At 71.5% G+C, this 12,883-nt stretch carries 12 protein-coding genes; 3 read left to right on the plus strand and 9 right to left on the minus strand.

The window, feature by feature from the left end:
- Window positions 1-7 precede the first annotated feature (7 nt).
- The gene (locus ACNJ93_RS05095; RefSeq protein ID WP_418956118.1) at window positions 8-1,324 is read right to left on the minus strand and encodes an MFS transporter; all 1,317 of its coding nucleotides are present in this window, start codon (window positions 1,322-1,324) and stop codon (window positions 8-10) included.
- A gap of 148 nt (window positions 1,325-1,472) precedes the next feature.
- On the opposite strand from ACNJ93_RS05095, the gene ACNJ93_RS05100 reads away from it, so the two are divergent.
- Entirely contained in the window at window positions 1,473-2,492 is a 1,020-nt protein-coding gene (locus tag ACNJ93_RS05100; protein ID WP_418956119.1) for a LacI family DNA-binding transcriptional regulator, read from the plus strand.
- 84 nt (window positions 2,493-2,576) lie between these two features.
- Here ACNJ93_RS05100 and prcA read toward each other — a convergent pair whose 3' ends face one another.
- From prcA to arc, 5 genes are all read right to left on the minus strand, one after another.
- Window positions 2,577-3,341 (minus strand): proteasome subunit alpha, encoded by a 765-nt coding sequence (gene prcA, locus ACNJ93_RS05105; protein WP_418956120.1) that lies wholly within the window; start codon window positions 3,339-3,341, stop codon window positions 2,577-2,579.
- Between the two features lie 35 nt (window positions 3,342-3,376).
- Entirely contained in the window at window positions 3,377-4,216 is an 840-nt protein-coding gene (gene prcB / locus ACNJ93_RS05110) for a proteasome subunit beta (protein WP_418956121.1), read from the minus strand.
- Window positions 4,217-4,497: 281 nt separating this feature from the next.
- Entirely contained in the window at window positions 4,498-4,710 is a 213-nt protein-coding gene (locus tag ACNJ93_RS05115) for a ubiquitin-like protein Pup (protein ID WP_418956122.1), read from the minus strand.
- Between the two features lie 148 nt (window positions 4,711-4,858).
- The gene (dop, locus tag ACNJ93_RS05120; protein ID WP_418956123.1) at window positions 4,859-6,370 is read right to left on the minus strand and encodes a depupylase/deamidase Dop; all 1,512 of its coding nucleotides are present in this window, start codon (window positions 6,368-6,370) and stop codon (window positions 4,859-4,861) included.
- A 168-nt stretch (window positions 6,371-6,538) separates the two neighbouring features.
- Complete coding sequence (gene arc, locus ACNJ93_RS05125) at window positions 6,539-8,305, minus strand: proteasome ATPase (RefSeq protein WP_418956124.1); 1,767 nt, start codon at window positions 8,303-8,305, stop codon at window positions 6,539-6,541.
- A 255-nt stretch (window positions 8,306-8,560) separates the two neighbouring features.
- On the opposite strand from arc, the gene ACNJ93_RS05130 reads away from it, so the two are divergent.
- Window positions 8,561-8,872, plus strand: a complete 312-nt coding sequence (locus ACNJ93_RS05130) for a ferredoxin (protein WP_418956125.1) — start codon at window positions 8,561-8,563, stop codon at window positions 8,870-8,872.
- A 25-nt stretch (window positions 8,873-8,897) separates the two neighbouring features.
- On the opposite strand, the gene ACNJ93_RS05135 is transcribed toward ACNJ93_RS05130, so the two are convergent.
- The 3 genes from ACNJ93_RS05135 to ACNJ93_RS05145 all read right to left on the minus strand — a co-directional run bounded on the left by ACNJ93_RS05135 (window position 8,898) and on the right by ACNJ93_RS05145 (window position 11,905).
- Window positions 8,898-9,479 carry a hypothetical protein gene (locus tag ACNJ93_RS05135; protein ID WP_418956126.1) on the minus strand — a complete coding sequence of 194 codons (582 nt, stop codon included), beginning with the start codon at window positions 9,477-9,479 and terminating at the stop codon, window positions 8,898-8,900.
- Between the two features lie 212 nt (window positions 9,480-9,691).
- The gene (locus ACNJ93_RS05140; RefSeq protein WP_393647736.1) at window positions 9,692-10,579 is read right to left on the minus strand and encodes a tRNA (adenine-N1)-methyltransferase; all 888 of its coding nucleotides are present in this window, start codon (window positions 10,577-10,579) and stop codon (window positions 9,692-9,694) included.
- A gap of 18 nt (window positions 10,580-10,597) precedes the next feature.
- The gene (locus tag ACNJ93_RS05145) at window positions 10,598-11,905 is read right to left on the minus strand and encodes a site-2 protease family protein (RefSeq protein WP_418956127.1); all 1,308 of its coding nucleotides are present in this window, start codon (window positions 11,903-11,905) and stop codon (window positions 10,598-10,600) included.
- 69 nt (window positions 11,906-11,974) lie between these two features.
- On the opposite strand from ACNJ93_RS05145, the gene ACNJ93_RS05150 reads away from it, so the two are divergent.
- Window positions 11,975-12,877 carry a RecB family exonuclease gene (locus ACNJ93_RS05150; protein WP_418956128.1) on the plus strand — a complete coding sequence of 301 codons (903 nt, stop codon included), beginning with the start codon at window positions 11,975-11,977 and terminating at the stop codon, window positions 12,875-12,877.
- Window positions 12,878-12,883 lie beyond the last annotated feature (6 nt).

The following is a 12,883-nucleotide window of genomic DNA, read 5'->3' on the forward strand; positions in this document are numbered from 1 at the left end:
GGGAACATTACGCCTGATGGCCCGAGCTGAAACCGGGTTCGACGGCCGCGTTCCGATCGTTTTCCTCCGACGGCGCGGAGTTGTCGGGGTGAGCGGCGCCCGAGCCGTGCCCGGCGTGTCGTACGGAGCGCCCCGGCGCGGCGAGCGCGCGGCCGGTGGCCGCGAGCACCAGGAGGGCCGCGAAGCCCGCCGCGACGGCCACGCCGAAGCCCGCGGAGGTGCCGGACAGCTCGACGGCGGGCCCGGCGGCCGCGGTGCCCAGGGCGGCGCCGACGCCGAAGGTGGTGACCAGCCAGGAGAACGCCTCGGTGACGGTGCCGCGCGGGGCGTGCCGGTCCACGACGATGAAGCCGCAGGCGAGGGCCGGGGCCAGGAAGACGCCCGCGAGGGCCGACAGGGCCGTCATGACGGCGACCCCGGGGGTGAGGACCAGCGGCACGTAGCCGAGGGCGAGCAGGGCGACGATCACGCGCAGCCGCCGCTCGGGCGAGCCGGCCCACTGCCGCGCTCCGTACAGCACGCCGCCGACCAGGGCGCCGAGGCCCAGGGCGGCCATCAGCCAGCCGTACACCGACTCGTCGCCGTGGTCGTCGGCGTACGCGACGGCGGCGACCGTGATGGAGCCCAGGGCGATGCCGACGAAGAGGAACGAGCCGAGGAGCGCCAGCAGGCCGGGCGAGCGCAGCGCGCCCAGCCAGTGGGCCTCCCGGGGCGCGGAGCGCCAGGCGCGGGACGGCTCGGAGAGCACCACGGAGAGCGCGCCGAGCACCCCGAGCGCGTTGATGACCAGCAGGGCGGCGGCCGGGGAGTGCAGCGCCACCAGGAGGGTCACCAGGAGCGGCCCGACGGTGAACATGACCTCCTGGGCGACGGCGTCCAGGGCGTACGCCCGGTGCACCCGGTCCTCGTTGCCGAGGACGCCGGGCCACAGGGCCCGCAGGCCGCCCTCCAGGGGCGGGGTGAACAGTCCGGCGACGACCACGGCCGCGTAGGCCAGGGCGAGCGGCTGGATGCCGGCGACGGCGAGCAGGACCATGCCGAGCGCGGAGACGACCGCGGCCGGGAGCTGGACCTTCGGCTGCCCCTTGAGGTCGACCAGGCGGCCGAGCAGGGGCTGCCCGACGGCGTTGGCGAGGCCGTACGCGGCCGCGAGTCCTCCGGCGAGGCTGTACGAGCCGCCCTCGGCGCGGGCGAAGAGCACGATCGCGACGGGGCCGGTGCCGTTGGGCAGCCGGCCGAGGAGGGTGCCCGCGAGCAGCCGGGCGGCGTGGGGCGCCCGGAGGATGTCGAGGTAACCGCCGCTCGGGCCGGCCTCGCTGGTCATCCCTGCCTCCTTCTTCCCGGGGCGCACTCCCGGGGTCTCCTCCCGGGCGACCCCGAGGTTTTACGTATAACGTCGTGTGTCATACGTACCATGGCCTCCGTACGCGGGTCCACCCCGCGGCCCGGACCCGGCCCAGCGGAGGCAGTGAGTGCAGACCACGGATTCCCCCGGGCCGGCGCGGCCCACCAGCCGCGACGTCGCGCGCGCCGCAGGGGTCTCCCAGGCCACGGTTTCGCTCGTGCTCGGCGACAAATGGCGCGGCCGCGTCTCCGAACGCACCGCGGGACTGGTCCGCGAGGCCGCGCGCGAGCTCGGCTACCGGCCCAACCTCGCCGCCCGCAATCTGCGCCTCGGCCACACCCGGACCGCCCTGCTCGTGGTCCCCGCGCTCACCAACGAGTTCTTCGCCCGGGTCTACACCGGCGCCGCGACGGTCGCCGCGCGGCACGGCTTCGGCGTGGTGCTGTACCCCTCCCCCGAGGGCGTCGGCCCCGCCCGGGACCCCTTCGCCTCCGCCCGCGCCGCCCTGGACGGCGTGATCGCCTCGTCCATGGCCACGCAGGCGCTCACCGCCTTCCGGGGGACCGATCTGCCGCTGGTGATGCTCGACAGCGACCCCGCCGACACCGGCTCCGCCGCGCAGGTCAACCTCGACATCGCCGACGGCATGCGCCAGGTGACGGACCATCTGCTGGCGCTGGGCCACCGGAGGTTCCTGCACCTGGCGTCCGCGGTGCCCTCCTGGACCTTCGACGTGCGCGCCGCCGCCCTCGCCGAGGCGCTGCGGGACGTCCGGGTGCGCACCGTTCGCGCCCCGCTCGACGTCGCCGGGGCCCGTGCCGCCGTCGAGCAGGCGCTGGGCGGACCGGGGCCGCGGCCCACCGCGATCGTCTGCGACGACGACATCCTGGCCGCCGGCGCCTGCAAGGCCGTACGGCGGCTCGGTCTGCGGGTGCCCGAGGACGTGTCGGTGACCGGCTTCGACGACCTGGCGCTCGCCACCGCCGTGGAGCCCGAGCTCACCACGGTCCGGCTGCCGGCCGAGCGGATCGGCGAACAGGGCATGGCGGCGCTCCTGGCCGTTCTGGCGGGCGAGGAGCCGGAACGCGGCTTCCTGCCGGTCACCCTCGTCGCGCGGGGCTCCTCGGGGCCTCCCCCGGCCTCCTGAGCCGCGTCCCGGCCGCCGCCCGGACATGGGGACGGGCCCCGGCCCTCCGCTGCGGCGGAAGGACGGGGCCCGTCGGCGTACGCGCTACTCCTCGGAGCCGGCCTCGGGCAGCTCGTCGGACGGGTCGTCCGTCTTGGCCAGCGCCGCGTTGTCCGCTTCGAGCAGCCGGGAGAGCTGGCGCCCCACGATCCGCTTGAACTTGCGCTGCTGCGGCCGCGTACGGTCCAGGACCGCCACCTCCAGCCGCTCCGCGGGGATCTCCCGCTCGCTGCCGTTGGTGTCGCGGGACAGGGCCTGCACCGCCAGCTTCAGGGCCTCGGCGAGCGACATCCCGTCTCGGTGCCGCTGGTCCAGGAAGCTGCTGATCTGCTCGGCGTTGCCGCCGACCGCGACCGAGCCGTGCTCGTCCACGATCGAGCCGTCGTGCGGCAGCCGGTAGATCTGGTCGCCCTCGGGGGACTCGCCCACCTCGGCGACGACCAGCTCCACCTCGTACGGCTTCTCGCCGGCGCTGGAGAAGATGGTGCCCAGCGTCTGCGCGTAGACGTTGGCCAGACCGCGCGCCGTCACGTCGTCGCGGTCGTAGGTGTAGCCCCGCAGATCGGCGTAACGGACGCCGCCGATGCGGAGGTTCTCGTACTCGTTGTACTTGCCGGCCGCCGCGAAGCCGATCCGGTCGTAGATCTCGCTGAACTTGTGCAGCGCGCGGGACGGGTTCTCACCGACGAACACGATGCCGTCGGAGTACTGGAGGACGACCAGGCTGCGGCCGCGGGCGATGCCCTTGCGGGCGTACTCCGCCCGGTCGGCCATGGCCTGCTGGGGAGAGACATAGAACGGCGTGGACACCGGCTATCCGTCCCTTTCTGTCAGTGGCGAGTGAGTCAGAGCAGCGCGGCGCGCGGGCCGTCGGGCTGTTCGAGGCGGCGCTCCAGGATCGAGCGGGCGATCTCCGAGGACTCGGTGTCGGTGAGCCGGCGGAAACCGTCCTCGGTGATGACGGTGACGATCGGGTAGATCCTGCGGGCCACGTCCGGGCCGCCGGTCGCCGAGTCGTCGTCCGCCGCGTCGTACAGCGCCTGCACGACCAGCGTGGTCGCCTGCTGCTCCGTCAGGTCGTCGCGGTAGAGCTTCTTCATGGCGCCCCGGGCGAACAGGGAGCCGGAACCGGTGGCCGCGTAGCCGTGCTCCTCGGAGCGGCCGCCGGTGACGTCGTAGGAGAAGATCCGGCCGCGCTCGCGGTCCAGGTCGTAGCCCGCGAACAGCGGGACCACGGCCAGGCCCTGCATGGCCATGCCCAGGTTGCTGCGGATCATCGTGGAGAGCCGGTTGGCCTTGCCCTCCAGGGAGAGCTGCGCGCCTTCGACCTTCTCGAAGTGCTCCAGCTCCAGCTGGAAGAGCTTGACCATCTCCACGGCCAGGCCGGCGGTGCCGGCGATGCCCACGGCCGAGTACTCATCCGCCGGGAAGACCTTCTCGATGTCCCGCTGCGCGATCATGTTGCCCATCGTGGCCCGCCGGTCACCGGCGAGCACCACGCCGCCGGGGAAGGTGGTGGCGACGATGGTCGTGCCGTGCGGGGCCTCGACGATCCCCTCGGGCAGCTTCCGGTTGCCCGGGAGCAGGTCCGGGGAGTGCGCGGACAGGAAGTCCATGAACGAGGACGAGCCCGGCGTCAGGAAGGCAGCGGGTAGACGCCCGGTGCTACGAGTGTTGGCTTCCACGCGTGTCCCTCCAGGTATGAGACGGCCGGCCGACGGTCGGGAGGCTGCCCAACTCGCCGACGGCCGAATTGCAGTTGAAGCGCTGAAATTGCAGTGAAGCACCCTACGCCACGGACCCTACCCGCCGTGCGACGGTGATCCACATGAAGTGGGGACATGCTTGGGCGGAAGCCGCGGGCGCCGCGCGCCCGGCGCGTACCGCCGTGCCGCGCGCGGCGCCACGCTCCGTGGCTTCCGCCCGTCACCCCCGCCTGCGTCTTCGTTTCGAAGGCAGGGTGGGGTTACTCGCCGCCCTTCTGCACGAACGACCGCACGAAGTCCTCGGCGTTCTCCTCGAGGACGTCGTCGATCTCGTCCAGGACGGAGTCCACGTCCTCCGAGAGCTTCTCCTGGCGTTCCTTGAGGTCGGAGCTCGCCTCCGTGGTGGTCTCCTCGACCTCCTCGGTGGTCCGCTGCGCCTTCTGCTGTCCGCCGCCGGTGTCCTTGGTCGCCATTTCCCTCACCCCGCTCGAATCGGCCCGCTCGGTTGAGTCTGTCGAGATCAGACCCTACGAGCCTGGTCTGACATCGGCCCCGCGGTCGCTGGTACGTCCGCGGGGGTCGCTTTCATGATTCCCTCCCCGGAGGGCTTTCAGGCGTGTCTCAGCCGCCCGACAGCACGCGGACCAGTTCCTCCGCGGTGCGGCAGCGGTCGAGCAGTTCCTTCACGTGGTTCCGGGTACCCCGCAGGGGTTCCAGGGTCGGGACCCGCTGCAGCGAGTCGCGCCCGGGCAGGTCGAAGATGACCGAGTCCCAGGAGGCCGCGGCCACGTCGTCCGCGTACTGCTCCAGGCAGCGGCCGCGGAAGTAGGCCCTGGTGTCCTCAGGAGGGTTCGTCTCGGCCCGTTCGACCGCGTCCTCGGTCAGGAGCCTCTTCATGCGCCCGCGGGCCACCAGACGGTTGTACAGGCCCTTCTCGGGGCGCACGTCGGCGTACTGGAGGTCCACGAGGTGCAGCCGGGCCGCGTCCCAGTCCAGGCTGTCCCTGCGGCGGTAGCCCTCCATGAGCTCCCGCTTGGCGATCCAGTCGAGCTCGCCGGCCAGGCTCATGGGGTCGTTCTCGAGCCGGTTGAGGGTGTCCTCCCAGCGGACGAGGACGTCCTTGGTTTGGTCGTCGGCGTCGGCCCCGAAGCGCTCCTCGACGTACTTCCTGGCCAGCTCGAAGTACTCCATCTGGAGCTGCACCGCGGTGAGTGTCCGGCCGCTGCGGAGCGTGATCAGGTGCTGCAGGCCGGGGTCGTGCGAGACCTGGTGGAGCGTGCGGACGGGCTGGTCCACGGCCAGGTCGACGTTGATGAAGGAGTCCTCGATCATGGAGAGGACCAGGGCGGTCGTGCCCAGCTTGAGGTACGTCGAGATCTCGGAGAGATTGGCGTCCCCGATGATCACGTGGAGCCTGCGGTACTTCTCGGCGTCCGCATGGGGCTCGTCGCGGGTGTTGATGATGGGCCGCTTGAGCGTGGTCTCGAGGCCGACCTCGACCTCGAAGTAGTCCGCGCGCTGACTGATCTGGAAGCCGTGCTCGCGGCCGTCCTGGCCGATGCCCACGCGGCCGGCGCCCGTGACGACCTGGCGGGAGACGAAGAACGGCGTCAGGTGGCGCACGATGTCGGAGAACGGCGTCTCCCGCTTCATCAGGTAGTTCTCGTGCGTGCCGTACGAGGCGCCCTTGTTGTCGGTGTTGTTCTTGTAGAGGTGGATCGGCTGGGCGCCGGGGAGCTGGGCGGCCCGCTCGGCGGCCTCGGCCATGATCCGCTCGCCGGCCTTGTCCCAGAGCACGGCGTCGCGCGGATTGGTGACCTCGGGGGCGCTGTACTCGGGGTGGGCGTGGTCCACGTAGAGCCGGGCGCCGTTGGTGAGGATCACATTGGCCAGGCCGATGTCCTCGTCGGTGAGCTGGCTGGAGTCGGCGGCCTCGCGGGCGAGGTCGAAGCCGCGGGCGTCCCGCAGCGGATTCTCCTCCTCGAAGTCCCAGCGGGCGCGGCGCGCCCGGTGCATCGCCGCCGCGTAGGCGTTGACGATCTGGGACGAGGTGAGCATGGCATTGGCGTTCGGATGGCCCGGGACGGAGATTCCGTACTCCGTCTCGATGCCCATTACTCGCCGTACGGTCATGCGGCCCTCCTTGCCCGGCGGCGCTCCCCTTCGGGTGCGGCGCAACAAGTACCGACGAGCCTAGAGCGACTCCGCGCCGGTGGGGAGATCGTTTCGAGGTTTTGCTGAGGTGAAATGCGACGGCTGCGGATGTCCGTGCCTCCGGACATCCGCAGCCGGCCCGCGTTTCTAGAGGTACTGCCCTGTATTGGCCACCGTGTCGATGGAGCGTCCGGTGTCCGCGCCCTGCTTTCCGGTGACGAGGGTGCGGATGAAGACGATCCGCTCGCCCTTCTTTCCGGAGATCCGGGCCCAGTCGTCGGGGTTGGTGGTGTTCGGGAGGTCCTCGTTCTCCTTGAACTCGTCCACGCACGCCTGGAGGAGATGGGAGACCCGGAGGCCCTTCTGGTTGTGGTCGAGGAAGGCCTTGATGGCCATCTTCTTGGCCCGGTCGACGATGTTCTGGATCATCGCTCCGGAGTTGAAGTCCTTGAAGTACAGGACTTCCTTGTCGCCGTTCGCGTACGTCACTTCGAGGAAGCGGTTCTCCTCGCTCTCGGCGTACATCTTCTCGACGACCGACTGGATCATTCCGACCGCCGCGGCCTCCTTCGAGCCGCCGTGCTCGGCGACGTCGTCGGAGTGGAGCGGCAGGGAGGACGTGAGGTACTTGGCAAAGATGTCCTTCGCCGCCTCGGCGTCCGGCCGCTCGATCTTGATCTTGACGTCGAGCCGGCCCGGCCGCAGGATCGCGGGGTCGATCATGTCCTCGCGGTTGGAGGCGCCGATCACGATCACGTTCTCGAGGCCCTCGACGCCGTCGATCTCCGCGAGCAGCTGCGGGACGATGGTGTTCTCCACGTCCGAGCTGACGCCGGAGCCGCGGGTGCGGAAGAGGGACTCCATCTCGTCGAAGAAGACGATGACGGGGGTGCCCTCGCTCGCCTTCTCACGGGCCCGCTGGAAGACCAGGCGGATGTGCCGCTCGGTCTCGCCGACGTACTTGTTGAGCAGCTCCGGGCCCTTGATGTTCAGGAAGTAGGACTTTCCGGCGGGCTGGCCGGTGACCTCGGCGACCTTCTTGGCAAGGGAGTTGGCGACGGCCTTCGCGATCAGCGTCTTGCCGCAGCCGGGGGGCCCGTAGAGCAGGATGCCCTTGGGCGGACGGAGCTCGTGCTCCTTGAAGAGGTCCGGGTAGAGGTACGGGAGCTCCACGGCGTCCCGGATCAGTTCGATCTGGTCGCCGAGGCCGCCGATCTTGCCGTAGTCGACGTCGGGGACCTCTTCGAGGACGAGCTCCTCGACCTCGCTCTTGGGCACGACCTCGTAGACGTACCCGGAGCGGGGCTCCAGGAGCAGGGCGTCGCCGGGGCGGATGGTGACGTCCAGCAGCGGCTCGGCGAGCCTGACCACCCGTTCCTCGTCGGTGTGCCCGATCACCAGGGCCCGCTCGCCGTCCTCGAGGATCTCCTTGAGGGTGACGATGTCCCCGGTGCGCTCGAATTCCATGGCCTCGACCACGTTGAGCGCCTCGTTGAGCATGACTTCCTGGCCGCGCCGGAGCTCCTCGAGCGCGACGCTGGGGCTGACGTTCACCCGGAGCTTGCGGCCCCCGGTGAAGATGTCGCAGGTGTCGTCCTCGTTGGCCTGCAGGAACACCCCGAAGCCGGCCGGCGGCTGCGCGAGCCGGTCGACCTCCTCCTTGAGGGCCACGATCTGGTCGCGGGCCTCACGGAGCGTGTTGGCGAGCCGCTCGTTCTGAGCGGACACGCCGGCCAGGTTGGTCTGCAGCTCGACGATCCGCTCCTCGAGAATCCTCGTGTGTCGCGGAGAGTCGGCGAGCTTGCGGCGCAGGACGGCGATTTCCTGCTCGAGATAGGCAACCTGGCCGGCAGGGTCCTCAGACCCCCGCCCCGGCCGGATGCCGCGGTTGATGTCGTCGTCGTGGGCTGCCACGGTCCTCACCTCCTCCAAGGGGAGCTGGACGCTTCCTGACCCTACCTGCGTGGGTGGTGATTGAAACCCCTAGATCACAAAGACTCTCGGGGTGTGTCCGATCTTCACCCTTGCGCTTCCCCTCACGCCAGGGAAATACCCACCCATCAAACATCGGAAAGCGCGCGGTTGTATCGTCGTCGGTGGTCAACACCCGTCAGGGGTGGCCCGACTTACTTCGTAATCGATCAGCGGACGCAGGAAACGGCAGGGGAAATGACCGTGCAGCACGAGGTCCCGTCCACGGGCGCCGGGGAGGCGCTGGAGGTCTGGATCGACCAGGACCTCTGCACGGGGGACGGGATCTGCGCGCAGTACGCGCCGGAGGTGTTCGAGCTGGACATCGACGGGCTCGCGTACGTGAAGAGCGCGGACGACGAACTGCTCCAGGATCCGGGCGCCACGACCCCCGTACCGCTGCCGCTGCTCCAGGACGTGGTGGACTCCGCCAAGGAGTGCCCCGGCGACTGCATCCACGTCCGCCGGGTGACCGACGGCGTCGAGGTGTACGGCCCCGACGCCGACTGACGGCGCGGACGCTCCGCGCCCGCCCTCACACGCTCCGCGCGGCCGCTCCGGCAGCGCTGCGCACGAACGCACCGCCCCGCCAGCGCCATTCGGCGCTCTCCCGCAGATCGGGGCAGCAGCTCGGCACGTCCGGCGAGGAGTAGCCGAGCAGGGTGGCCGTGACCACGCCGTCGCGGACCGCGAGCGCCTCCACGCTCTGCTTGACCGCCGGCTCGACCAGGGTGGCGACGACCCTCGCCGCGCCGTCCTTCCCGCGCGTCAGCACGTAGACCCCGCTGGGCGGGGTGCCCGACCCGGCGTCGCAGTGCGCCACCGCCACGGTCTCCGGGCTCCCGTCCCCGTCGAGGTCCCCGGAGGCCTGCCGGACGACGACGCTGGGCGCTCCCCCGCACTCCAGGGGGTACGCGGCGCCCGCCGCCTCGGGGGCCGGTCCTGGAGCCGCCCGGGGCGCCCCCACGGGCGCGGCGCCGGCGCCGGTGGCGGTGGCCGCCTCGGGCTGGAGGAGTCCCGCTCCGGCGACGACCGCGGCCATGGCGGCCGCGGTGGCGAGCCAGTGCATCGGGCGGGGGTGGGTGTGCGCGAGGTCCGGGAGGGCGGCGGGCTGCACGCGAGGCGTCTCCTGTGAAGGTGGTGCGGTGGGAGTGGCCAGCATCGTGCCATACGTCACACGACGGCGGAACAGCCGGGGGTGACCCCCGGAAAGGCGGGCACCAACGCGGCGGCGCCGCTGTCGAGTTCTCGCCAGGGGGCGGGGAACTCGACGGCGGCGCCGTCACGTTGTCGTGGTGGATCCGGCCGCGCGGGACGGCCGGGTGGGGGTCAGCCCTTGTTCGGGCCCTCGTAGTCCTCGCCGTAGGCGCCCTTGGCGGGACGGCGGCGGCGCATCGGGGGCTCGACGCCGTCGGCCAGACGGCGGGCGGTGACGAGGAAGCCGGTGTGACCGATCATCCGGTGGTCCGGGCGGACGGCCAGGCCCTCGACGTGCCAGTTGCGGATCATGGACTCCCAGGGCTGCGGCTCGGCGTAGCAGCCGAACTCGCGGATGGACTCCACGGTGCGCGCGAGCTGCGTGGTGGTGGCCACGTAGCAGCACAGGATGCCGCCGGGGACGAGCGCCTTGGAGACGGCCTCCAGGCACTCCCACGGGGCGAGCATGTCGAGGATGACCCGGTCGACGTCGGTGTCGGTCAGGTTGTCCTGGAGGTCGCCCACGGTGAGCTGCCAGGCGGGGTGCGGGCCGCCGAAGTAGCGCTCCACGTTGCCCTTGGCGATCTCCGCGAAGTCCTCGCGGCGCTCGTAGGAGTGCAGCATGCCGCTGTCGCCGATGGCGCGGAGCAGGAAGCTGCTGAGCGAGCCCGAGCCCACGCCGGCTTCGACGACGCGTGCGCCGGGAAAGATGTCGGCGAAGGCGAGGATCTGCCCCGCGTCCTTCGGGTAGACCACGGCGGCGCCGCGGGGCATGGACAGGACGTAGTCGGGGAGCAGGGGGCGCAGCGCGAGGTAGGCGACGTTTCCCGTGGTACGGACGACACTGCCCTCGGGAGCGCCGATCAGCTCGTCGTGCGGGAAGGAACCCTTGTGGGTGTGGAAATTCTTCCCGGCCTCGAGCGTGAACGTGTAGTGGCGTCCCTTGGGGTCGGTGAGCTGGACCTGGTCCCCGACCTTGAAGGGCCCGCGACGGCGGGCGGCACCGGTCGGTTCGGACATGTGACCAGAGTACCGGGATCAGGAGGAGGGTCTTGCCATGGCCCGGACGAACGCCCGCTCGACGTCGGCGGTGGAGAGCACTCCGTAGATCTCCCCGGAGTCCTCCACGACGAGGTACTCGGTGGCGGGGCTGGCCCGCAGGTGGTCGAGGAGGCCCTGTCCGGCGAGCTCGGCGGGGACGCGCATGCCCTCGGTGAGTTCCTGGGAGAGGGCGCTGACGGCGACCCAGGGGCGGCGGTGCTGGGGGACGCCGGCGATGGCGGTCTCGCGGACGAGTCCGGTGGGGTTGCCCCCGCCGTCGACGACGACCAGGGCCCGGGCGCCGGCCTCGTTGGCGCGGCGCAGCGCCTCGGAGAGGGGGGTGGCGGGCGGGACGGGGATGGCCCGCCGGGTCAGGGTGCGGGCGCGCAGTTCGGGCAGGTGCTCGCGGAGCCGGGCCATGCGAAGGCTGTTGCCGGCGCCGGTCCAGATGATCGCGGCGAGGATGGCGGCGAGCAGCGCGTCGGTGACGGTGTCGACGCCGCTGATCTCGTCCGGGTCGTTGCCGAGCAGTCCGGTCCGGGTGAGCAGCGGCAGGCCCACGAGGACGGCGACGGCGAGGGCGCGGCCGACCCAGGCGGCGGCGACGGTGCCGCTCATGGGCTTGCCGGTGAGCTTCCAGACGACGGCGCGCAGCATCCGGCCGCCGTCCAGGGGCAGGCCGGGCAGCAGGTTGAAGGCGGCCACGATCAGGTTGGAGATCATCAGGCCGGCGAGCAGGACGCCGGGGACCGTGCCGGGCCGGACGGCTTCCATGGCCCCGTAGAAGACCCCGGCGAGGACCAGCGAGAGCAGCGGCCCGACGAAGGCGAGGACGAACTCGCGGCCGGGGGTCTCGGCCTCCTTCTCGATCTCGGAGACGCCGCCGAAGAACTGGAGCTGGATGCGGCGGACCGGCAGCTTGAAGCGCAGGGCCGCGACGGTGTGGGCGAGCTCGTGGACGAGGACGGAGGCGTAGAAGGCGACGGCGAAGAAGAGGGAGACCAGGTAGCGGGCGGCGCCGAGCTCGGGCAGCACGCGGTCGATCTGGTTGCCGAAGACCCAGGTGATCAGGGCGGCGACCAGGAACCAGCTGGGGGCGACGTACACGGGCACGCCGAAGAGACGGCCCATGAGGATGCCGCCGCCGGGTTCGTCGGTGCGCCGCGGCTTGCCGTCGCCCTGTTCCGGTCCCGCCGGGCCGGACCGCGGCCGGTCGTTCTCGCCGCTGGCGTCGTCCTGGTTCACGGGTTCCCTTCGCTGCTGCCGGTGCGCCTCGTCCCCGTCGGTGCGGCACGCTTCGATCATGCAGCGTGACGGGGTGTGGAGTCGATGGTATTCCGCCGGATGTCAGTGGCGGGCCGTAGGGTCTGGGGCATGAGTACCAGCGAGCAGCCGGCGGCGGAGCCCCGCACCCCTTCGTCGTTGTCGCCGTCCCGCGCGAGCGATTTCATGCAGTGCCCCCTGCTGTACCGGTTCCGGGTGATCGACCGGCTGCCGGAGAAGCCCAGCGAGGCGGCGACCCGGGGCACGCTGGTGCACGCGGTGCTGGAGCGGCTCTTCGACGCGCCGGCGGCGGAGCGGACCGCCCCGCGGGCGAAGGCGCTCATCCCGGGGCAGTGGGACCGGCTGCTGACCTCGCGCCCGGAGCTGGCCGAGCTGTTCGACGGGGACGCGGACGGGGAGCGGCTCGCGCGCTGGCTGGGCGAGGCGGAGCGGCTGGTGGAGCGCTGGTTCACGCTGGAGGACCCGACGCGCCTGGAGCCGGTGGAGCGCGAGCTGTTCGTGGAGACGGAGCTGGACTCCGGGCTGCGGCTGCGCGGGGTGATCGACCGGGTGGACGTGGCGCCGACGGGCGAGGTGCGGATCGTCGACTACAAGACGGGCAAGGCGCCGCGGCCGGAGTACAGCGAGGAAGCGCTGTTCCAGATGAAGTTCTACGCGCTGGTGGTGTGGCGGCTGAAGCAGGTGGTGCCGCGGCGGCTGCAGCTGGTGTACCTGGGCAGCGGCGAGGTGCTGACGTACGACCCGGTCGAGGCGGATCTGCTGCGAGTGGAGCGGAAGCTCCACGCGCTGTGGGAGGCGATCTCGCTGGCCACTCGTACGGGTGAGTGGCGGCCGCGGCCGACGAAGCTGTGCGGGTGGTGCGACCACCGGGCGCACTGCCCCGAGTTCGGGGGCACTCCCCCGGTGTATCCGCTGGAGCTGGTGTCCGCGCGCCCGCCGGAGGCGGGGCCGGACGCGCAGGGCAGAATGGAGCCGGTTCAGCCTGCCCCGTAAAGGAGT

Origin of the sequence: Streptomyces tritici (assembly GCF_048500665.1) — a bacterium.
Taxonomy (GTDB): domain Bacteria; phylum Actinomycetota; class Actinomycetes; order Streptomycetales; family Streptomycetaceae; genus Streptomyces; species Streptomyces tritici.

Bases quoted from the DNA above. Each gene is read 5' to 3' on its own strand.
- ACNJ93_RS05095 (WP_418956118.1), bottom strand. From the start codon at position 1,324: ATGACCAGCGAGGCCGGCCCGAGCGGCGGTTACCTCGACATCCTCCGG.
- ACNJ93_RS05115 (WP_418956122.1), bottom strand. From the start codon at position 4,710: ATGGCGACCAAGGACACCGGCGGCGGACAGCAGAAGGCGCAGCGGACC.
- dop (WP_418956123.1), bottom strand. From the start codon at position 6,370: ATGACCGTACGGCGAGTAATGGGCATCGAGACGGAGTACGGAATCTCC.
- ACNJ93_RS05130 (WP_418956125.1), top strand. From the start codon at position 8,561: ATGACCGTGCAGCACGAGGTCCCGTCCACGGGCGCCGGGGAGGCGCTG.
- ACNJ93_RS05140 (WP_393647736.1), bottom strand. From the start codon at position 10,579: ATGTCCGAACCGACCGGTGCCGCCCGCCGTCGCGGGCCCTTCAAGGTC.
- ACNJ93_RS05145 (WP_418956127.1), bottom strand. From the start codon at position 11,905: ATGATCGAAGCGTGCCGCACCGACGGGGACGAGGCGCACCGGCAGCAG.
- ACNJ93_RS05150 (WP_418956128.1), top strand. From the start codon at position 11,975: ATGAGTACCAGCGAGCAGCCGGCGGCGGAGCCCCGCACCCCTTCGTCG.